24 protein-coding genes and 1 pseudogene are annotated in these 20961 nt (G+C 36.9%); 12 read left to right on the top strand and 13 right to left on the bottom strand.

All coding sequences use genetic code 11. The features are described 5' to 3' along the window. Positions 1-399 precede the first annotated feature (399 nt). The 11 genes from FYJ80_RS09795 to FYJ80_RS09750 all read left to right on the top strand — a co-directional run bounded on the left by FYJ80_RS09795 (position 400) and on the right by FYJ80_RS09750 (position 6572). Entirely contained in the window at positions 400-681 is a 282-nt protein-coding gene (locus FYJ80_RS09795; RefSeq protein ID WP_154426419.1) for a type II toxin-antitoxin system RelB/DinJ family antitoxin, read from the top strand. A 92-nt stretch (positions 682-773) separates the two neighbouring features. Further along, positions 774-947: a type II toxin-antitoxin system YafQ family toxin gene (locus tag FYJ80_RS12405; RefSeq protein WP_328596777.1), complete on the top strand. Its 174-nt coding sequence runs from the start codon at positions 774-776 to the stop codon at positions 945-947. Positions 948-1086: 139 nt separating this feature from the next. After that, positions 1087-1296 carry a hypothetical protein gene (locus FYJ80_RS09785; protein WP_154426417.1) on the top strand — a complete coding sequence of 70 codons (210 nt, stop codon included), beginning with the start codon at positions 1087-1089 and terminating at the stop codon, positions 1294-1296. Further along, positions 1283-1417 carry a hypothetical protein gene (locus FYJ80_RS12115; RefSeq protein WP_268878570.1) on the top strand — a complete coding sequence of 45 codons (135 nt, stop codon included), beginning with the start codon at positions 1283-1285 and terminating at the stop codon, positions 1415-1417. The genes FYJ80_RS09785 and FYJ80_RS12115 overlap by 14 nt, the downstream gene beginning before the upstream one ends. Positions 1418-1427: 10 nt before the next feature. Beyond that, positions 1428-1595 (top strand): hypothetical protein, encoded by a 168-nt coding sequence (locus tag FYJ80_RS09780; protein ID WP_154426415.1) that lies wholly within the window; start codon positions 1428-1430, stop codon positions 1593-1595. Between the two features lie 165 nt (positions 1596-1760). After that, positions 1761-2930, top strand: coding sequence for a cysteine desulfurase family protein (locus FYJ80_RS09775; RefSeq protein ID WP_154426413.1), 1170 nt, complete (start codon positions 1761-1763; stop codon positions 2928-2930). Beyond that, positions 2930-3538 carry an iron-sulfur cluster assembly scaffold protein gene (locus tag FYJ80_RS09770; RefSeq protein WP_154426411.1) on the top strand — a complete coding sequence of 203 codons (609 nt, stop codon included), beginning with the start codon at positions 2930-2932 and terminating at the stop codon, positions 3536-3538. Before FYJ80_RS09775 ends, FYJ80_RS09770 begins: the two co-directional genes overlap by 1 nt. Before the next feature lie 2 nt (positions 3539-3540). Next, a complete protein-coding gene (locus tag FYJ80_RS09765) occupies positions 3541-3852 on the top strand; it encodes a helix-turn-helix domain-containing protein (protein WP_154426409.1) in 312 nt (103 codons plus the stop codon). Positions 3853-3908: 56 nt separating this feature from the next. Further along, positions 3909-4799, top strand: coding sequence for a ketopantoate reductase family protein (locus FYJ80_RS09760; RefSeq protein ID WP_206361063.1), 891 nt, complete (start codon positions 3909-3911; stop codon positions 4797-4799). Continuing rightward, on the top strand, positions 4786-5715 hold the full coding sequence (locus tag FYJ80_RS09755) for a DNA-processing protein DprA (protein WP_154426405.1): 930 nt from the start codon (positions 4786-4788) through the stop codon (positions 5713-5715). The genes FYJ80_RS09760 and FYJ80_RS09755 overlap by 14 nt, the downstream gene beginning before the upstream one ends. Then, positions 5712-6572, top strand: a complete 861-nt coding sequence (locus tag FYJ80_RS09750; RefSeq protein ID WP_154426403.1) for an HRDC domain-containing protein — start codon at positions 5712-5714, stop codon at positions 6570-6572. Before FYJ80_RS09755 ends, FYJ80_RS09750 begins: the two co-directional genes overlap by 4 nt. Here FYJ80_RS09750 and xdh read toward each other — a convergent pair. The 7 genes and pseudogenes from xdh to FYJ80_RS09715 form a co-directional block, all read right to left on the bottom strand. Continuing rightward, entirely contained in the window at positions 6560-9097 is a 2538-nt protein-coding gene (gene xdh, locus FYJ80_RS09745; protein ID WP_328596776.1) for a selenium-dependent xanthine dehydrogenase, read from the bottom strand. The two genes, FYJ80_RS09750 and xdh, sit on opposite strands and share 13 nt — an antisense overlap. Positions 9098-9295: 198 nt before the next feature. After that, positions 9296-9775: a deoxycytidylate deaminase gene (locus FYJ80_RS09740; protein ID WP_154426399.1), complete on the bottom strand. Its 480-nt coding sequence runs from the start codon at positions 9773-9775 to the stop codon at positions 9296-9298. Continuing rightward, on the bottom strand, positions 9756-10685 hold the full coding sequence (locus FYJ80_RS09735) for an alpha/beta hydrolase (RefSeq protein WP_154426397.1): 930 nt from the start codon (positions 10683-10685) through the stop codon (positions 9756-9758). The genes FYJ80_RS09740 and FYJ80_RS09735 overlap by 20 nt, the downstream gene beginning before the upstream one ends. 438 nt (positions 10686-11123) lie before the next feature. Beyond that, positions 11124-12548: pseudogene (gene pyk / locus FYJ80_RS11975) on the bottom strand (pyruvate kinase). A gap of 133 nt (positions 12549-12681) precedes the next feature. Beyond that, positions 12682-13884 carry a sodium ion-translocating decarboxylase subunit beta gene (locus tag FYJ80_RS09725; RefSeq protein ID WP_154426395.1) on the bottom strand — a complete coding sequence of 401 codons (1203 nt, stop codon included), beginning with the start codon at positions 13882-13884 and terminating at the stop codon, positions 12682-12684. Positions 13885-13894: 10 nt separating this feature from the next. Continuing rightward, on the bottom strand, positions 13895-15991 hold the full coding sequence (locus FYJ80_RS09720) for a biotin/lipoyl-containing protein (RefSeq protein WP_154426393.1): 2097 nt from the start codon (positions 15989-15991) through the stop codon (positions 13895-13897). A gap of 18 nt (positions 15992-16009) precedes the next feature. Further along, on the bottom strand, positions 16010-16291 hold the full coding sequence (locus tag FYJ80_RS09715; RefSeq protein ID WP_154426391.1) for an OadG family protein: 282 nt from the start codon (positions 16289-16291) through the stop codon (positions 16010-16012). Between the two features lie 126 nt (positions 16292-16417). On the opposite strand from FYJ80_RS09715, the gene FYJ80_RS09710 reads away from it, so the two are divergent. Then, positions 16418-17341: a YitT family protein gene (locus FYJ80_RS09710; RefSeq protein WP_328596775.1), complete on the top strand. Its 924-nt coding sequence runs from the start codon at positions 16418-16420 to the stop codon at positions 17339-17341. On the opposite strand, the gene FYJ80_RS09705 is transcribed toward FYJ80_RS09710, so the two are convergent. The 6 genes from FYJ80_RS09705 to FYJ80_RS09680 all read right to left on the bottom strand — a co-directional run bounded on the left by FYJ80_RS09705 (position 17312) and on the right by FYJ80_RS09680 (position 20611). Then, the gene (locus tag FYJ80_RS09705; protein WP_154426387.1) at positions 17312-18004 is read right to left on the bottom strand and encodes an LrgB family protein; all 693 of its coding nucleotides are present in this window, start codon (positions 18002-18004) and stop codon (positions 17312-17314) included. The two genes, FYJ80_RS09710 and FYJ80_RS09705, sit on opposite strands and share 30 nt — an antisense overlap. Continuing rightward, a complete protein-coding gene (locus tag FYJ80_RS09700) occupies positions 18001-18357 on the bottom strand; it encodes a CidA/LrgA family protein (protein WP_154426386.1) in 357 nt (118 codons plus the stop codon). Before FYJ80_RS09700 ends, FYJ80_RS09705 begins: the two co-directional genes overlap by 4 nt. Positions 18358-18403: 46 nt before the next feature. Beyond that, the gene (locus FYJ80_RS09695) at positions 18404-19051 is read right to left on the bottom strand and encodes a DNA alkylation repair protein (RefSeq protein ID WP_206361061.1); all 648 of its coding nucleotides are present in this window, start codon (positions 19049-19051) and stop codon (positions 18404-18406) included. Further along, the gene (locus FYJ80_RS09690; protein ID WP_154426382.1) at positions 19041-19712 is read right to left on the bottom strand and encodes a lactate utilization protein; all 672 of its coding nucleotides are present in this window, start codon (positions 19710-19712) and stop codon (positions 19041-19043) included. Before FYJ80_RS09690 ends, FYJ80_RS09695 begins: the two co-directional genes overlap by 11 nt. An 88-nt stretch (positions 19713-19800) precedes the next feature. Further along, the gene (locus FYJ80_RS09685; RefSeq protein ID WP_154424446.1) at positions 19801-20202 is read right to left on the bottom strand and encodes an Hsp20/alpha crystallin family protein; all 402 of its coding nucleotides are present in this window, start codon (positions 20200-20202) and stop codon (positions 19801-19803) included. Between the two features lie 13 nt (positions 20203-20215). Further along, positions 20216-20611: an Hsp20/alpha crystallin family protein gene (locus FYJ80_RS09680; protein WP_154426380.1), complete on the bottom strand. Its 396-nt coding sequence runs from the start codon at positions 20609-20611 to the stop codon at positions 20216-20218. Positions 20612-20961 lie beyond the last annotated feature (350 nt).

Genomic DNA, 20961 nt, shown 5'->3' with positions numbered 1-20961 from the left:
ACAGAGCCTTATGTTCTCAGAGGTTGTAACCATTAAGTTGGTATTTAAACAATTAAATCTTTTATTCATAAGGACAGTTTAAAGAGCTGTCCTTTTTAAATAAATAAGCGGTGAAATTACGTTTACGATGCAAGATTAGTACTTCAAAGATTTATTCAAAGTGAGGAGTTTAAGAGCTTAAACCGTCCTGTTCAGCTAGCCATCCTAACTATCAACTCAAGTTTTAAGGAGCCATATTAATATTTTCTTTTTATCCATAATACAGGTCTTCTGCTCACCATAAAATGAGTGATGAGCAGAATTCTTTTTATTACAATATAGGTTGTAACATATTATACGTATAAAATATTGAATTTAGGTGTGTAATACTCTGTATTTATTATGAAACGAAGGTGCATTATGTCTAAATCTAGTACAAATCTAAGCCTTGATCCCGAGTTAAAGAAAGCATCAATAGAACTCTTTAATGATCTAGGGCTCGATCTTTCAAGTGCTGTTACTCTATTTTTGAAACAGGCACTTCGTGTTCAAGGATTACCTTTTGAAGTAACAAGAGTTAATCCAAATGCACAAACTATAGCAGCAATGAATGAATACTACAAAATGAAAAATCATCCAGAAAAGTATAAAAGATACGCTTCCTTTAAGGATGCATTGAATGAGGTTCTCGAGGATGCTTGAGATTGTTCTATCCAATCATTTTAAGGAGGATTTAAAACCTGCTTAAAAACGTGGATACAATCTCAATCTTTTAAATGAAGTAATCGATACACTTGCAAGCCAGGAACAACTTCCTAAAAAAGAGAGATCATGCATTTACTGGTGACTACATTGGCTTCAGAGAATGCCACATCCAGCCTGACTGGTTGCTTGTGTATCGTATAGATAATGACGAGCTACTTATATTTTTGTCGAGAACTGGAACACACGCTGATTTACTTGCATGATACTAATCAGAATATAAAAAAACACTATCAAGCCTTAGCTAACTTAAATATTGCATAAAAATTAAAAAATATTCTTATTACTGCGACACTATATGTCGTACTACCCGTCGTATTCTTTAGCTATGACGGGAGGAAAAAGATGAGAGATGTAATAAAAAGACCAGGTAGGAAGATTGCTGCAGAGAAAAGAAGGATAGCAAAAGAAATCCTACAAGAGTTTATCGAGGATGGTGATTTCTATTATCTACCTCACGATGTTCAAGAGGCACTTTTAGTTATAGCACCAGCTTTGAAGGAAAGACGCATTTTTTCATTTAAAAATAAGGAGGCTTTACATGAAGTATGTTGAATTTACTGCTGAAGATTTTGAGCTTGCCTTAGCTGAAGATAGAAGGGATATGAAAATAGATTCCCTAATAAGTCTAATGGCAATAGCTGGAATGGTTTTTATTATTCTTATGTTAGTTTGAGGAGGAATTTATGAGTACAGTTAAAGCTAGACCTGGAAGAAAGGTAGCAGCAGAAAGAAGAAGAGATGCAAGATTAGTACTTCAAAGATTTATTCAAAGTGAGGAGTTTAAGAGCTTAAACCGTCCTGTTCAGCTAGCTATCTTAACTATCAACCCAAGTCTTAAGGAGTCATATTAATATTTTCTTTTTATCCATAATACAAGTCTTCTGCTCACCATAAAATATGTGATGAGCAGAATTCTTTTTATTAAAAGAAGATAACATACTTTCTATTTCTATATATTACTATTTTGTCGCTTGACTATGACCGCTATTAAAGTTAATTTACTAGTGAGGTCAAATATGGATAGGATCGTATATCTCGATAATAATGCAACAACACAGATGGCTAGTGAAGTTGCACAAATAATGCGTGATAATGAATCACTATATGGTAATGCATCTAGTATGCATAGCTGTGGTCGTGATGCAGCAAGCGCTATAGAATGGGCCCGTGAGGAGGTAGCAGCTCTTATAGACGGAGATAAGAGTTGTGTTTACTTTACTTCAGGGGCATCGGAATCGAATAATACTATTTTTTCAACCTTCAGAGATTTAATTGATGATGGAAGTAAAAGAAATAGAATTATAACAACTACTATCGAACACCCTTCAATTATTGAAGAAGTAAAGTATCTCAAGAAAAAGGGCTATAAGATAGATGAAGCACCTGTTGATGTCTATGGTAAGGTTAAGCTCGATGTATTAAAGAGCATGCTTGGTGATGATGTTGCTCTCGTTTCCGTTATGTGGGGTAACAATGAAACAGGTACTATTCAAGATATAAAGGAAATTGGAAGGCTTGCACATGAGTGTGGTGCATATTTCCATAGCGATGCAACTCAAGCAATCGGTAAGATTAAAGTTTCGATCAGAGATTGCAATGTTGATTACCTCTCTCTTTCTGGTCATAAGTTCTATGGTCCAAAGGGAATTGGTGTTCTATATGTTGCTAAGAATGCTCCAATAACTCCTTTTGTTCATGGTGGACACCAGGAAAAGGGTTATAGAGCAGGTACATACAATACTTTAAATATTATAGGACTTGGAGAGGCCGCTAAGCTAGCTAGAGAGGGCCTTCAAGAGGAGCATGATAAGCTTCTTGCTTTAAGAGAGCGTCTTAGAAAGGGTATTGAAGAAAGAATTGACCATGTAGTAATTAATGGCCATCCAACAGATTTCCTACCAGGAACCTTAAATGTATCATTCCCAAATGCAGAGGGTGAATCAATTTTGCTTTACCTTGATATGGAGGGTATAGAGGTCTCAACTGGAAGTGCTTGTGCAACTGGTTCTTTAGAGCCAAGCTATGTACTCCTAGCTTCGGGCTTAGATGTTGAGCTAGCCCATGGATCAATTAGATTTTCTCTAGGAAGGTACAACACTGTAGAGGATGTTGATTATACATTAGAAAAGCTCCCTTCTATAATTGAAAAAGTTAGAAGGATGTCTACTAGAAAGGAATTTAAATAATGAGTAGTTTTATGTCTCAATGGGTATATACGGATGTGGTTAAGGATCATTTTATGAATCCAAGAAACCTCTGGAATGAGAAGGAAGAGTTTAATCCTGATGGAGTAGGAGAGGTAGGCTCTCTTGCCTGTGGTGACCAGATGAGAGTTGGAATAAAGGTTAAGGATGATAAAATCTCTGATCTCAGATGGTTAACATATGGCTGTGCAAGTGCTATTGCCTCAACCTCTATGATGAGTGAGCTTGCTATTGGAATGACTTTAGAGGAAGCATATCACTTAACACCAGATGTAATTACAAAGGCTCTTGGTGGTCTTCCTGAGCATAAGTTCCATTGTTCTGTTCTTGGTGATAAGGCTCTTCGTGCTGCTATCGATGATTACCTTGAAAAGAATGGACGTGAGAATCCATTTAAAGCTCATACAGCAAAGATTATTTGTGAGTGTAAGGGTGTTACAGACGTTCAAATTGAGGAGCTTGTTAAGAGTGATAAGGTTAAAACCTTTGAGGAGCTTCAAAGTCTTACTGGTGCTTCTACTGCATGTGGAAAGTGTAGAGCTCAAATTAAGGAAACCTTAGATGAGCTATTACATATCTATGGTAAATAATAATGCTCAGTGTCTATAAGGATGAGATAAAGGATGCTCTATATCCAAAGCGTGGTACTGTTGATAAAAGATATAAAATAGTATCGATTGAAAAGCCTAAAGCTTGGAGTAGTAGTGAGATTAAGAAGCTGAGAAAGCAGCTTCAGTTATCGCAATCTTTATTTGCTGAAGCATTGGGAGTAAGTCTTTCGACTGTTGTTTCCTGGGAGAATAAAAGGACAATTCCTTCTCCTTTAGCTTGCAGAGTATTTGATATTTTATCGCGATACCCTGATATACTGTTAGAAGCACACGTCGTAGAGATTAAAAAATAAAAGCTATGAGGAGAAGTTTATTCTATCTCCTCTTTTTTTGTATTAATATAATCCTTATGAAAGTAATGCTTTTGGGAGCAGGTGCAGTAGGTGCTCCACTTTGTACACGTTTAACTAAAGCCTCTGAGCTATATTTAATTATGGATGATAAGAGAGCAGAAGAATATAAGGGTATTATTGTTAATGGCCTTCATTATCAAATTCCTCTTGCTAAAAAAGGTGATAAAGCAGATTTAATAATTCTAGCTTGTAAGAACTTTGATCTTGATAATGCAATTTCTGAGATAAGAGAGCATGTAAGAGATAATACTATAATTATGTCTCTACTAAATGGTGTTGAGAGTGAAAAGCATCTTGAAGAAGCTTTTCCTAATGCACATGTTATTTATTCCTTCATTACCTCTCTTTCAAGTAATAGAGATGGCAATATTATTAATTGCTATTCAGAAAATGGTGGTATTATATTCCTTGGTGAAAAAAATGGAACTAAAACAGAGGAGCTAGAAAAGGTTATTTCTCTATTTGATATGTGTAATGTTACATATCAGGTTAGTGATAACATTATTAAAGAGATTTGGTGGAAGTTTATGTTAAATTGTGCCTTTAACTCACTTTCTGGAATCTTAGAGACTACATATAGAAAAATGTATGATAACCAAATGCTCTTAATGGCTGCTCAAAAAACAATAGATGAGGTAATCGAGGTTGCTAATGCAGAGGGCGTTAATTTAACAGCAAAGGATGGTCAAAGAGCTATAGATACAATTAAAGCCTTTAAGGATGATGGAAAGACATCTCTATTACAGGATATCGAGAATAAACGCATGACTGAAAATAGATATTTTACTTACTGTGTATCTACTCTTGGAAAAAAGCATAAAATAAGCACACCTGTTTGTGATCTTCTTTATCTCTTGGTGGAGGCAAAGAGCTATGCGAAGAAATGAAAATGAGGCATTACTATATGAGACTTTATATGCTCTTTCAAAAAAGGATGAGAATAAAGCCTTTTTAATGTATAACATGGTAGCACTAAAGGCCGATATTACTCGAACCCTTCCTGAGATAATGTCACAATTAATAGAGGTTACTGGCTTTGATTCATATTTAATTAGTGAGACCTACTATAGAATTAGAAATAGCTTTTCCTCTTATCGTTTTGATTTCTCAATCATATCTGAAACCGATCCTCTTTGGCCTAAGGCACTAATTAATTCAGATGTGCATTTTCTATATTTAGTAGGTAATAAGGATTTACTTTCAACTAATAAGGTTGCTTTACGAGGCTTAAGAGTACCTAGTGATGATGGAAAGAATAATGCAGTAAATGCGGTTCATGAATTATTAAATGCAGGTGCGACTCTAGTAACTACCTTAGATGTTGGCCTTGACCACTTCTCAGCATCATATGCACTTTCAAATGGAGTTCCAACGATCCTAGTACTATCTTCTCCTTTACATGTTGCAGTACCAGAAAGTGGTAAGGAATTAATGGTGAAGATAGCTAATTCAAATGGACTATTAGTTACTCAATTTGCTCCAAGTGCAAAGACAGAGAAATGGTATGCAGTATTAAGAAATAGACTTCTATCATCAATTGCTGACCACTTTGTTTTAATTGAAGAAAAGGATGGCGGACCTTTATTTGCTCAAGCTGAGAGCTTTATTGAGCAAAAGGGTAAGGTCATTGTTTATGAGTCCTTTATTAGTAATCCAATATATACGTATGCTCAAAGGCTTTCTCAAAATCCAAAAATTACTCAATTAAAGAGAAAGGGTGATTTAAAAAGAGCTATATTACCACCTAAAAAGAGAGAGAAGAAAAAGAAGGATGAGGATCAGCTGGAGTTGTTTGACCTATGAAATATGTATCTCTTGATAGTGATGAAAAGATTCTTTCCTTTATCTCCTCTTTAAACCCAAGCTCACCTATTGCTGTTGATTTAGAGGGCGAGTTTAACCTGCATATATATGGAGAGCATCTTTGCTTAATCCAAATCTTCGATGGCAAAGACTTTTATATCATAGATCCTAGAAGTAAGGCTGTAAGTGAAAAAGCAGTAGTAGCTTTCTTTACTAGTGATATTCAAAAGGTTTGGTTTGATGTCCAAAGTGATAACTCCCTAATATTTAAGGTTTATGGAATTACAATTAATAATGTCTTTGATGTAAGAGCCTTAGCTAAGGCTTTAGGCTTTATGGGGAACTTAATCTCATTAGAGGAGGAGTTTTTAAAGCTTAATAAGGATAGTGTTGATAAAAAGAAGCTTCAACAAACTAATTGGCTAAAAAGACCTCTAACAGATGAGCAGATAGAATATGCACTATCTGATGTTGAGTATTTATTAGAGCTAAAGAGAGTTCTTTTAATAGCAGTAGAGGAGAAGGGTGTTAATAAGGAAGCTGAGTTTTTATTACACTCTGCCTGTAAGAAACCAAAAATTTCTCCTCCTTGGAGTAAGCTTTGCTCACCTAGAGAGCTAAATAAAGAACAAAGGAATGCTTTAAAGGAATACTTTATCGCTAGAGATGTAGTTGCTAAGCGCTTTAATGTTCCTGCTTATATGGTTTTAGATAAGCATAAAATAGTTGAGCTAGCAAAGAAATGTCCAAGGTCCCTTGACGAGGTTTACTCTATCGTAGGACCTATCTCTCCTCGCTTTAAATCATATTTAAATGACTCTCTTAAGAAGGCCTTTGAACGTGCTTATTTGCGATAAGCAGTCTTTTCAAGTGGTAATGCTGTTCTAAATATTCCATCTCTCTTGTAGTATGCATGTGCTACTGCAGGAGCAGTCGGGATAGTACAGAGCTCTCCAACACCCTTCGCACCATAAGCTGCCATACCATAGCCCTTTGCATGTACTAGCTCAACCTCTATTTCAGGAATATCTGTTGCTCTTAATAGCCCTAGAGTTCCATATTTACTCTTAACATACCCTTGCTCACTAATAAAGTTTTCTGTAAGAGCATATCCTAGACCCATTACAACTCCACCTTCAATTTGTCCTTCGATAGAAAGCTGGTTTATTACCTTGCCTGCATCACAAACAGCGATAACTCTCTCTACCTTACCACTATCATCAAGGACGACAAGCTGAGCTGAGTAGCTATATGCTAGATGTGAAATAGGATGTGGCTTTGTACTTGTTATTGGATCTGTTTCATAGCAGAACTCACCATAGAACTCTTGACCTTCTAAATCCTCTAGCTTTGAGCCTTCTAATGCAGCTTTTAGCTTCTCGGCAGCTCTTCTAGTTGCTTCGCCTGTAAATGCAGTTTGTCTAGAGGCTGTAGATGTACCACTGTTAGGAGTTCTTCTGGTATCAGGAGCTTCTACAATAAATTGAGAGGCAGGAAGCTTAGTTGTCTCAATACAGATTTGTAGTACTACAGTTGCTAAGCCTTGTCCCATACACGCTGCAGAGGTTCTAATGTGTACTATATTATTCTCAATAGATAGGATACACCTTCCTGTATCAGGAACACCAACTCCAACACCACTATTCTTGAGGGCACAAGCAATTCCTGCTGTTGGATACATATCATAATATGGCTTTATTTTTTCAAGACACTCTATGATACCTGTATCCTCTGATGCTATTTGCCCATTAGGCATTGTGTCTCCTGGCTTTAGAGCATTTTGCATTCTAAACTCAAATGGATCCATATTAATTAGCTTACAAAGCTTATTAATTGCACTTTCGATAGCAAAGCATGATTGTGTAACACCAAAGCCTCTGAAGGCTCCTGATGGAACATTGTTTGTATATAGAGCGATACCTGTGATATCAATATTTTGATAGTTATATGGACCTGCTGCATGTGTACATGCTCTTTGTAATACCGGTCCTCCTAATGAGGCATAAGCTCCTGTATCGGCAAGTATTGTACACTCAAGTCCAGTTAAATAACCATTTTCATCACACCCTAGAGTTAATTCCATTTCCATAGGATGGCGCTTTGGATGTATCTCTAAGCTTTCCTTTCTTGTAAGCTTTACCTTAACAGGGCGATGTGTAATATATGTAGCTAAAGCAGCATGGTGCTGTACAGACATATCTTCCTTTCCACCAAAGCCACCACCTACTAGCTGGCTAATACAATGAACCTTATCCTCAGGAAGATTTAAGATCTTAGTTATCTCATGTAATTCATCATATACACTCTGTGAGCCTGTAAAGAGGGTAATTCCTTCCTTATCATCCCAACAAGCAATAGCCGCTTCCATCTCCATAAAGGCATGCTCAGTATGTGGAGTAGTGAAGGTCTCATGAACCTTATATTTTGATCTTTCTAGAGCCTCATGCGCATTTCCCCTTATGATATGCTCCTTACGCATGAGATTTGATTCACCCTCATGAACTAATATTTCATCCTTTATAGCCTCATGAACATCATATACTCCAGGAAGAATATCATATTCTACCTCAACTAAGGAGCATAGCTCCTCTAGTGCGTTCTTTTGATCTGTTACTACTAAGCAAATTGCATCACCAATATAGTGAGTAAGCTCTCCTTCCTTTATTAATACAGGCCAATCCTTCTTTAAGTGTCCATGTCTATTGTATGGCACATCATCTGCTGTGATAACAGCGATACATCTTGGATCATTTAAAGCCTTTGAAGCATCAATTTTTTTAACTCTTGCTCTTGGATATTTTGCTCTAACAGCCTTTGCATAGCACATATCCTTTAGTGTGATGTCATCAACATATATTCCTTCACCAAGAGTCTTTGCAATAGCATCAACTCTCATAAAGGAGGAGCCTAAAGAACCATCTGAGTTATCAAAAACAACTTCTCTATTATTTCTAAAGTAATCGGCTGCAAGCAGAATTGCATTTTCTATTTTCACATATCCTGTGCAGCGACAGATATTGCCTCTTATAGCCTTCTTTACATCCTCTCTAGTAGGATTTAGATTAACATCCAATAGGGCCTTTGCACTCATTACCATACCTGGTATGCAATATCCACATTGAACAGCACCACACTTACCAAAGCAATAGGAGTAAACCTCTCTTTCTCTTTGAGTTAATCCTTCAATTGTTGTTATCTTCTTTCCTTGTAATTTTGAGAGTGTAAATACACATGCTCTAGTCGCTTTTCCATCGACTATTATAGTACAAGCACCACAGGCACCCTCAGAACAACCATCCTTGGTTCCAGTTAGATGAAGATCATCACGTAAAAATGTTAGGAGCTTTTTATCTTCGTTTGAACAATATTCCTTTGAATTCACAGACAGCAAAAACACTACTCCGGCCCACCTTTTTCCCCGATATTGTTTTTGCATGGTCGCTTAGCTTCTGTTGTGTCTTAACAGCGGTCTGTGATACCAATGCAGTTAAATTGTTCCATTAAAAAATGTGTTTGTCAAATAATTTCAATCATTAGTTTGAGCGTTTTGTAATTCTCCATTATATATCAAAATATATAATCAAAATTTTATTACAATTTCCTTATCAGATTCAAAATGCTCATAGCGTACACCTGCATCATCGAACATTCTTCTGCTGGCTTTGCTGCTATCGCTATCACGATATTTATCTGATAAATAAACAACTCTCTTTATCCCTGATTGTATTATTGCTTTAGCACACTCATTGCAAGGAAAGAGGGCAACATAGAGTGTTGCTCCATGTAAATTTCCATGGGAGTTTAAAATTGCATTTAGCTCTGCATGACATACATAAGGGTATTTAGTATCACACCAATCACCTTCGCGGTCCCAAGGTAATTTATCGTCATCACATCCTATTGGGAAACCATTATATCCAACACCGACGATTATTTTTTGGTCATTTACAATACAAGCACCTACCTGAGTATTAGGATCCTTTGATCTTTTAGATGATAGTACTGCGATTCCCATAAAATACTCATCCCAGCTAATATAATCATTTCTCTTTCCTGTCATAACTACCTCTAAGGAAGCTTATGATGTCATCCATATATTCCTTTTGTACCGAGTGGTACATTAAAAGACTATGGTGAGAGTGCTTGAAATCACCCTTCATCTCAACTTCTCTTTTTACATATATATAATCATGACAGTACATCTCAATTACTGCAAGATTTTTAAATGGGACTGTTTGGTCATTTTTGTCATGCATTACATACATTGGGACAGCTATTCTTTTTAGATTATGTCTTATACGGTCAAAGGCAGCTGCAAGTGATAAGCCTTGCTTGATAAAGGTTCCTCCATATCCATTCCAATCCTCATTACCGTCATTAGATTCAGGACGGGAATAAACAATTCTAGCATTGATATTTTTAATAAAAAGAGCTGCTGTAGGGGCAAGCATTGCAGAAAGATTTGTATAAATTCCAAATCTTATATTGTTATAAGCAACAGGAGAGCTAATCGCAATTATTCTATCTGGAGCTAGTGGTGTATTTGAATATTTTTCTCCTATATCGAGTGTCATTGCACCACCCATTGAAATTCCAAGTACATATAGCTTTTTATATTTCTTTCTTAAGTCCTCATAGTAGGAGCATATAAAAGTAAACCACTGTGTATAATTAGTTTTTTCAAAATCCTTAATGTTACTACCAAAGGTAGGGATAAGAGGTGCGTATGCATCATAGCCTGCTTCATCTAAGCGCTTTGCTGCATATGTGTACATCTTAGGAGTAGTTGGAAAGCCATGAATGAGTAGTACTGCTTCTGCTCTATTTTTATTATAGATAATACTTTTAGCATCCTCACTAAAGCACTTTGATTCATCGCTAACTAGTATCTCTTTGTTTCTATCTGAATAGAAGGGGCGAGTCCAATTTATAATTAAGAAAATAGCTATAAAAATGATAAGAAAAAGCATAGTTAAAAATTACAATTATTAATTAAGAAAGATAACTCACAATCTAATTAAAATGTGAACATTATTTGAGCTTTACTTTCTCTGTATTTGCAATTAGATATGTACTTCCCTTATTCTTCTTGCTAAGTATTAATCCTCCCTTAATTAGTGGTTGAACTATTATAGAGGCATTAGAATAGAAGCAAGCTGGCTATATTTCTAACTAATTTTTTGTAGCATATTGTTCATATACAGCTTTAAATATTTGTTTTCAACAATTTATTATAAATACATATATCTTTCTTTGAACTTAATTCAAAGTCTACTTCAGAGTTACTTTAAACACTCTTTGAAGTAACTTCAAAGTATATAATTTATAGTATTTTGTTTAAATATAGAGAATTAAATAAAAATGGTAGCAATTTTATTAACTGCTACCACATTCAAAGTTTTAAGTAATTATGCTTCAGCAATAATCATAGTATCAGAGGTACTAGTTCCTGAGTTTAAGGAGCCACAGATAAGAACAACTAAATCACCTTTCTCTACTACCTTAGATGCTCTAGCAATTTGAAGTGCTTGTGTTCTCATTACGTCTCTATCGTTTGTTAAATCAACATGATATGGATAAACACCGTAGTCAAGCTTTAATTGCTTTGTTGCCTTTTCATCTGTACATGATGCAATGATTGGTACAGATGGACGGTAGTATGATGCAATGTGAGCTGTATATCCTGATACTGTAGCTACTACAATAGCTTTAGCCTTTAGGAAGAATGATGCTTCAACAGATGCACTTGTAATAGTATTAAGAATATCCTGCTTAAGGCTAAGATTATTTACCAAATATCTATCCTGGTAGTTAATTTGGTTCTCTGTGTATTCAGCAATCTTAGACATAGCCTTTATAGCTTCAATAGGGTACTTACCTGCAGCTGTCTCTCCAGAGAGCATTATCGCGGTAGTTCCATCGTAGATTGCATTTGCTACGTCAGATACCTCTGCTCTTGTTGGTCGTGGATGCTCAGTCATTGATTCAAGCATTTGAGTAGCTGTAATAATGATTCTTCCCTTCTTATAGCACTTTTTAATTATGTTCTTCTGAATAGAAGGAAGATGATCAAATGGAACCTCTACACCCATATCACCACGTGCGATCATAACGCCATCAGCAATTTCTAGGATTGAATCAAGGTTGTCTATACCTGAACCATTTTCGATCTTTGCAATGATTTGAACCTTCTGACCACCATGAACATTAAGTAGCTTTCTTAGCTTCTTCACATCGTCTTAGTTTCTTACAAAGGATGCAGCTATGAAGTCAATATCCTGTTCAATACCAAAGATAATATCACTTCTATCCTTTTCGCTAATGAATACTTGGTCTACATCTACTCCAGAATTGTTAATTGATTTCTTAGATGATACCTTACCACCTTTTTCAACCTGACAAACCTTATCACCATTAACGATATCTGTGACTGTTATTGAAATTAAGCCGTCATCAATTAAAATAGTTGTTCCTGGCTTTACATCCTCAGATAGGTAAGGGTAGGTAATACCAACACCATTGACATCTCCTATATGTGTTGGATCCTTATATAGTGTGAAGGTCTGACCTTCAACTAATTCTACCTTCTTTTCTGCAAAGTCACAGACTCTAATTTCTGGACCCTTGGTATCGAGGATTAATGCTATAGGAGCATTCATCTCCTTTGATACCTTCTTTATTAAATCGATTCGAGCTTTATGCTCCTCATGACTTCCATGTGAGAAGTTAAAGCGTGCAGCATCCATACCTGCACTAATCAAAGCTTTTATCTTTTCCTCGCTCTCTACAACAGGACCTATTGTACAAATAATTTTAGTCTTTCTTATGGCCAAAATATAAACAGAATATCGATATTCGTTGAATAAAAAATTATCTGTTAAAGATTAAAAGAATGATTAAATTCTATGCTTTAATTTAGATAAAAAAACTCACTCCGAAGAGTGAGCTTTTGGGTTTTTAATTTTATTAACCTAAGAGGCCAGATGTAAGAATAGGTACTACCTTCATTAATACACCTGCTGCAACTGCAGAACCGATAACGCCAGATACGTTTGGTCCCATAGCGTGCATCAAGAGGAAGTTCTGAGGGTCAGCTTCCTGACCAACCTTACTTGCTACACGAGCAGCCATTGGAACTGCTGATACACCAGCTGCACCAATGAGTGGGTTGATAGGGCGCTTTGGTGAAAGCTTGTTCATAAGCTTTGCAAGTAAGACACCACCTGCTGTACCAATACCAAATGCAACCATACCAAGGAGAAGGATACCGAGAGTTTCAAGGTTAAGGAACTTCTCAGCAGCCATCTTAGAACCAACAGAAAGACCAAGACAAATTGTAACAATGTTCATAAGAGCATTCTGCATTGTGTCTGAGAGTCTGTTTACAACTCCACATTCCTTACAAAGGTTACCAAACATAAGAGCACCGATAAGAGGACAAGCTGATGGGAGAAGAAGAGCACAAACTGTGAGTACTGAGATAGGGAAGATAATCTTCTCAACCTTAGATACTGGTCTGAGCTGCTGCATTCTAATCTTTCTTTCCTTTTCAGTTGTTAAAGCCTTCATTATAGGTGGCTGAATGATTGGAACAAGAGCCATGTAGGAATAAGCTGCAACTGCGATAGATCCAAGATAATCTGGAGCAAGATATCTAGTTACATAGATTGCTGTAGGACCATCTGCACCACCAATGATACCAATACTTGCTGCTACATTGAGGTCGAAGTTAATTCCTGGAATAAATGAAAGGAATAAAGCACCGATAAGAGCAGAGAAGATACCAAGCTGAGCTGCTGCACCAAGAAGAAGTGTTCTTGGGTTAGCAATAAGTGGTCCAAAGTCTGTCATTGCACCAACACCCATGAAGATGAGTACAGGGAAGAGACCTGATTCAATACCTGCATTGTAGAGAATCTGGATAAATCCGATTGCACCATTAGTTGGGTCTGGATTACCAGCGATATATGCGAATGGAATGTTTGAAAGTACACATCCCATTGCAATAGGAACTAAGAGAAGTGGCTCAAAGCCCTTCTTAATAGCAAGATAAAAGAGGAAGAAGCCAACAAGAATCATTACAGCATTTCCCCAGCCACCTGACTGGAGAAAACCATAAATACCTGTAGATTTTGCTAGCTCAACTAATCCATTGAGAATACTACTCATCTATCACTCCTTAAGCGATAACCATGATAGTGTCATCAGCCTGGAGCTGATCACCCTGGTTGACTGAGATATCTGATACAACGCCATCACATGGAGCGTAGATTGGGTTTTCCATCTTCATAGCTTCCATTACTGCGATCTCATCGTTCTTCTTAACCTGGTCGCCCTTCTTAACATTGAGCTTGAGGATAAGGCCTGGCATTGGTGCCTTAACTTCTGTACCACCTGCTGGTGCTGCACTTGGAGCTGGAGCTGCAGGAGCTGCTGCTGGAGCTGCCTGAACAACCTGTGTGCCGCCAATTGAGAGAATTACATCTCCTGCCTGGAGCTGGTCACCCTGGTTAGCCTTGATAGCTGTTACCTTACCATCACATGGAGCATAGATTGGGTTTTCCATCTTCATAGCTTCCATTACTGCGATTTCCTGGTTCTTCTTAACTTCATCGCCAACCTTAACATTCATCTTTAAGATGAGGCCTGGCATTGGAGCTGCTACATCCTGTGAACCTGTTACAACTACCTGTGCTGCTGGAGCTGCTGCCTTAATACCATCTGCAATTGAGAGAGGGTAAGAAACACCATTAACAACAACGTTACCACCATTGAGCTTAACGCCATAAGCTGTACCATTAACTGTAACTGTATATTCGCCAGATGTATTCTTAGCTGCTGGAGCTGCTGCCTTAGGAGCTTCCTTTTCAACCTTTCTAACGCCATTAACCTTTGCCTTACCTGTGAGGTAGAGGATACCCTTTTCCTTACAGCTAGCTGCAATGAAGATGTTCTCTTCACTCTCTTCAAGGTTAGCTTCCTTAAGCATCTTGATAGCTGCTTCTCTACCCTTGCTTGGGTTCTTGTCGTTGAGGTCTACAACCTTTTCTGTTGTTGGCTCAAGCTTGAGCTGCTCAGCTGCTGCCTTAATAACCTCTGCATCTGGTTCAACTGGAGTCTTACCGAAGTAACCAAGTACCATCTTACCATAGCCTTCAGCAATCTTCTTCCATGGTCCAAACATTACGTTGTTGAATGCCTGCTGGAAATAGAACTGAGAAACAGGAGTTACAGATGTACCGAAACCACCCTTCTTAACAACATCACCCATTGCTTCAACAATCTGAGGATACTTATCCATGAGGTTGTTATCACGGAGCATCTGAGTATTAGCTGTAAGAGCACCACCTGGGAGTGGGAAGAATGGGATGTTTGGATTAACCTTTGTTGCCTCTGGTGGGAGGAAGTAATCCTTCATGCAGTTCTCGAATACTCTTTCAGCTTCCTGTACCTTATTTACATCGATACCGAGGTCATAATCTGTACCTCTTAAAGCGTGCCACATTGTGAGAATGTCTGGCTGACATGTACCACCTGAACATGGGCTCATTGAAAGGTCAACCTGAGTAGCACCAGCTTCGATAGCTGACATATATTGCTGAATTGAAACACCTGCTGTCTCGTGTGAGTGGAATACGATGTTCATGTTTGGTCCGAGGAGCTTTCTAGCTCTCTTAATTGTCTCATAAACATTCTTAGGTGTTGATGTACCAGAAGCATCCTTGAAACAGAGAGAATCAAATGGAATACCTGCATCAAGAATCTGGCGGAGAATCTTCTCATAGAATTCTGGGTTATGAGCAGCTGCATGATAGCTATCTGGAAGGCTCATCATTGTAACTGTTACTTCGTGCTTTAAGCCTGCATCGTGGATTGCTTTACCAGAGTCGATGAGGTTGTTTACATCGTTGAGAGCATCGAAGTTTCTGATTGTTGTCATACCATGCTTCTTGAACATCTGAGCATGGAGCTTGATGATGTCTCTTGGCTGTGAGTCAAGACCTACAACGTTTACACCTCTTGAAAGAGTTTGTAGGTTAGCATCTGGACCTGCTACTTCTCTGAACTCATCCATCATCTTGAAAGCATCTTCGTTTGTATAGAAATAGAGAGCCTGGAAACGTGCTCCACCACCTGCTTCAAAGTGTGTGATACCTGCTTCTCTTGCAGCTGCAACAGCTGGCATGAAATCCTTTGTGAAAACTCTCGCACCGTAAACAGACTGGAAACCGTCACGGAATGCTGTACACATGAAATTAATTTTCTTCTTAGCCATTTGTAAATCCTTTGGTTTTTAGTTGTTTGAACGCGCGTAAGCGGCTGCAATAGCTGCTGCTACTTCGGCATCCTTGTTTACACCTGAATTCTGTGGTGCGGCAGTGCTTTTTTTAGGAGCAGGGGTAGCTGGCTTTGCTGGAACAAAGCGTGCACATACCTTACTCAAAAGCTTTGTTGTGAAAATGAGAATAGTCAAAAAGACGAATACTGTGCCCATACCGAGTACAAGAAGGACTAAACCATCTTGAATCTGCTTGACAAGTACTTCCTTTGGCAAATTCGCTAACAGTGCTAACATGTAAGCTTTCTCCTATAATATATTTTTATTTTTGCTATAAGAATATCCATTGAAAACTATATCGCATAACGTATTGATATTTCAACTATTAGAGGTCAAAAATAGTAGTTGCAAAATTACTTTTACATGCTCATAATTTATCTCGTTATGAGTAATAGAAACCATTTGAGAGTCTTATATGATTATCTCAGAATTGTGTTTGGAACTTTTGTCGCAGCATGTGGCATAGCACTTTTTTCTAACCCTGCAAAGCTAACAGGCGGTGGAGTTACTGGTATAGGTACAATTTTGTACTATAGCCTTGGTTTAGATCCCGGTATCGTAATGATGTGTATTAACATACCTCTATTTTTTATTGGTATGAAGGTCTTTGGCTCTGTCTATGGCTTAAGAGTATTTGTAGGCTCAACACTCCTTTCTCTATGGGTATCCTTTATTGGAGGATTAACTCATTATCAAGGCTTTCTAGACTATTCAGATTCAGTAAATGTATTGCTATCAGCTGTAGCATATGGTGTTTTAGTTGGTGGTGGAATAGGTATTGTAATGAGAGCGGGCTCAAACTGTGGTGGTACAGATATCCTAGCTCAGATAGTGGCTAAGCATACACCATTTGCAGTTGGTAGTATCGAATTTTTGATGAATATCTCAGTAGTATTAACTGGTACTATTTTCTTCGGACTTAGAAATACCTTGATGGCATTTATTGCAATGTATATCTCAGGTACGATGATAAACCTAATGGTTGTAAAGGTAGGAACTAGTCTTGCAAAGACTGCCTTTATATTTTCAAATGAACGATGTCCTGATATTTCTAGAAGAGTTATTACAGAGCTCCACCACGGTGGAACTCTGTTTAGAGGTACTGGAATTTATACATCGAAGGAAAGAAATATGTTGATGGTTGTAGTACACAATAATCAGCTTATTACTCTTGAAAAAATCGTTCACGAGGAAGATCCAACGGCCTTTATGTTTATCAACGATGCATACCAGGTTCTTGGAAATGGCTTTGTACCATTAAATAAAGTAGGTGACGAAAAGAGATAAAACAACAGTAATTATCCCAGTAAAGGTTAGAGATACAGATGATACTGCACCTTGAATTTCACCAAGCTCTACAGCCTTACTAGTTCCAATAGCGTGAGAGCTAGTTCCAAGAGCTACTCCCTGTACTAACGGGTCATCTACCTTAAATAGCTTTATCAAAAGAGGCGCTAAAATATTACCTGAAATTCCAGTAATTATTACTGTTAATACAGTTATAGATTGTATCCCTCCTAAAGATGAGCTAACAGCAATAGCCATAGGCGTTGTTATGCTCTTTGGAATTAGAGAGTAGGTTAAAGTATCTGAGAGTGCAAAGAGCTTACAAAGTGCTACAACAGATATTATAGATGTAAGAGAGCCTACAAATGTTGCTATTGTAATAGTAATAAAGTTCTTTTTTATTAAATCCCTTTGTCTATAAATAGTTAGAGCCAATACAGCAGTTGCTGGAGTTAAGAATAAATTTATAAAATCTCCACCATTATTGTACCACTCAAGTGGGATATCAAAGATAACCATGAAGGCTATAATAATTACGTAGCTAATTAGTAGCGGATTTAATAGAGCTATCTTAGTCTTCTTATTTATAACTGTTCCAATTGCAAATGCGAATATTGAAATTGAAATACCAAAGAAAGGAGATGAAAAGACTACTTCCTTCATTTTTTACCTCCTGTTACTTTTAAAATAAGCTTAACTGTTAGGGCTGTAGCTAGGAAAACAATAACTGTAGTTACTATTCCAATTACAACGATAGCAAGCCATACACTTTTTACTGTATCAAAGTGTTCGATAACCTTTACTCCCGCTGGTACAAAGAAAAAAGCCATATTAGAAAGAAGAAAATCACTTTTTTCCTTAATATGGTCAACCTTTATAACTCCAGTTAAGAGTAAAATTAGAAGTAGGATTAATGCTATAATCGAGGCTGGGACCGGAAATGGAATCAGGGTTGAAATAGCTTCACCTGCTAGACAGAGTGAAAAAACAATTGCTATTTGTATGAGAATCTTCATGGACACTATCAATAGCACAAAGCATATTTTAATTTCAACTACTATTTTACAGATTATTTAGGCTTTTCTTAGCCTCTGGACTAACTCGTCTTGAGTCTCTACATTTTTGTTTTGCCATCTTTGATATTTCTTTATCAAGTAAAGAGAAATATTTACTAGTTTTTTCAGGATAATGAATGTAACAGCTAGAGGTAAGCCATGCTATACCCATTTTAAGTAGATAACTATCTGTTTTAATTGCTATAGCCTTATTCATTATTTCATCAATTGACTCTTCGGTTAAAAAATGACCCATTAAAACAACAAATGCAAAGCGTGATGTCATAGGGTCCTTATCCTCTGTCAGCTTGATAAAGTATCTATATGCTTCCTTTTTATCTTTTTGGGGGATATATAGTGTTGGAGCAACAGAGTCTGTAGCCATCCATGAGATAAAAAGAGGGTAAAAGGCTTCAAGCTTTTTTCTCTTTTCAGCAAAGCTTTCTTTTCTTGATGCAATAATTATACCCTTAAGTAATACATCCTCTAGGTAATTTAATTCGATGTCATCATCATTAATTGTTTTTGCTAATTTCTTAACCTCAATAACACTTACTCCAGCGCTTTTATAGGGAGACTCTGGAGTAAGCTTTTGAGTAAATTTTGCTTTTCTTTCTCTATCTGGATAGATTGACCAATCGATTTTAATAGCCAAGATCCTCTCCAACTATGATTACAGTAATTCTCTCATTGCTCTTTTGCTTAGACATAATTAAGGTGTTACGACAAATAGTGTCTTCACCACAGTGAGCTGCACACATTAAATGGTTCTCATCGAAATCCTTTTGAATGCAGTGTCCTGCCTTTTCACAAAAACATCCTTTACCAAATCTAGTTGCATTAGCAGGTGCTGCATATCGCTTTACTCTTTCAACAGCACTTCTTAAATCCTTAACGATTTTATTTTTACCAACAACAAGGATTACCCTTTCAGGGCCATAAGCAAGTGCTGAAATTCTATTTGAGTTTCCGTCAACCTGATAAATCTCACCATGCTCAGTAACTGCATTTGCACTAGCTAAATAGAAGTTTGCTCTATAGGCTGCAAGCTCAGCCTCTCTTCTTCCTTCTGGTGTTGTTTGAGCATTTCTATCTGCATAATTAGTTTTCTTCTTTAGAAGGTCAATTATTCCACACTCATTAAGTGTTGCAGAGCCTCCTGTTGCAGTTAATACTCCCTCTGGAATTATCTGATCAACTAGCTTGAGTGCATCTTCCTTAGACTCAACAAAGCGAGCTACATAATTATTTGCTTCTAGAGCTCTAATTACTGTTTTTATACGAATATCAACTATCTTTTTTAAATTTGCATCCATAGTAAACCTCTAAATAAATATATCTCAAGAAAACAAAAAAGGACAGACCTTAAGATCTGTCCCTTGGATGTGTGAAGCGTTATCCAATTTATTTATTTATCTTTACTTCTATTCTCTTAGCTATAGCCTTTTCAAGCTTAGGAAGAGTAATTAGAAGAATACCATTCTTATAGTCGGCACTAATCTTTTCTTCATCTGTGCCATCAGGAAGTGAGAAGCTTCTTTCAAAAGCAGGAAGCTTTATCTCTTCTGCTATCTTGCTAGTTCCTTCTTTAAGCTCCTTCTTAACCTCTTCACTACTAATTGTGAGGATGTGCTTATCTACACTTAGATTTATCTTATCATTATCATAGCCAGCTACTTCAGCTTCTATAATATATGCATCCTTAGTCTCATATACATCTACACTAGGATACTTTCTGCCACTACCTGTCCAAGTGTCAAATAAGTCATTAAATATTGTATCGATTGGGTCGTAATAATATCTCATCGTTTTCTCCTCCTTAGTTAATCTTTACTTCAATCTTCTTAGGCTCTACCTTTGGCATCTTTGGAATAAAGACACTTAAGATACCCATCTTATAGGATGCAGTAATGTTTTCTTCATTTGCATCCTCAGGAAGTGTAAAGCTTCTTTCAAAGGACTTTACTGAGCGCTCCTTAATTAAGTACTTTCTATCACTATGCTCTTTTGCATTCTCATGCTCATCAGATGCTATGTGTAGAACATGCTTTTCAGCAAAGATGTTAATCTTATCTTCATCATATCCAGCAAGCTCTGCTGTGATTACATAACCTTTATCATTTTCATAGATATCTACTGGTGGGAACTTTGATACACTAAAGAGTGTGTTAAAGATATCGTTGTAAGAGTTGTTATTATATTTTCTATCTGCCATTTTGTGGCCTCCTTATATTTTCTTTTTGTTATGCCAAATATATTGCAACATTGATGCCAACTTTTATAAGTTATTTAAATATAAGGATTTAATAATTTTGATAAGCTTTTTAAGTTATTTTATAACACCCATTTTGAGTCAAAATGATACAGTGGAGTTATTTTGATACATTTTTTGAATCATTTTGGCTCAAAAGTAGAAAAACTTGGGTAAAAAGCGAATCAAAGGGGTAAAAAAATGCTGCCTCAGAATAAAGGCAGCGGATAAAAATGAGGGGAAAGCCACATAAATATTATAAAGGAAGTATTCGTGTGGATGTTATAAATCATAAAAAATAAAGTTGTAGAATT

Origin of the sequence: Bullifex porci, assembly GCF_009695635.1 — a bacterium.
Taxonomy (GTDB): domain Bacteria; phylum Spirochaetota; class Spirochaetia; order Sphaerochaetales; family Sphaerochaetaceae; genus Bullifex; species Bullifex porci.
This window is presented reverse-complemented; position numbering and strand designations above follow the sequence as displayed.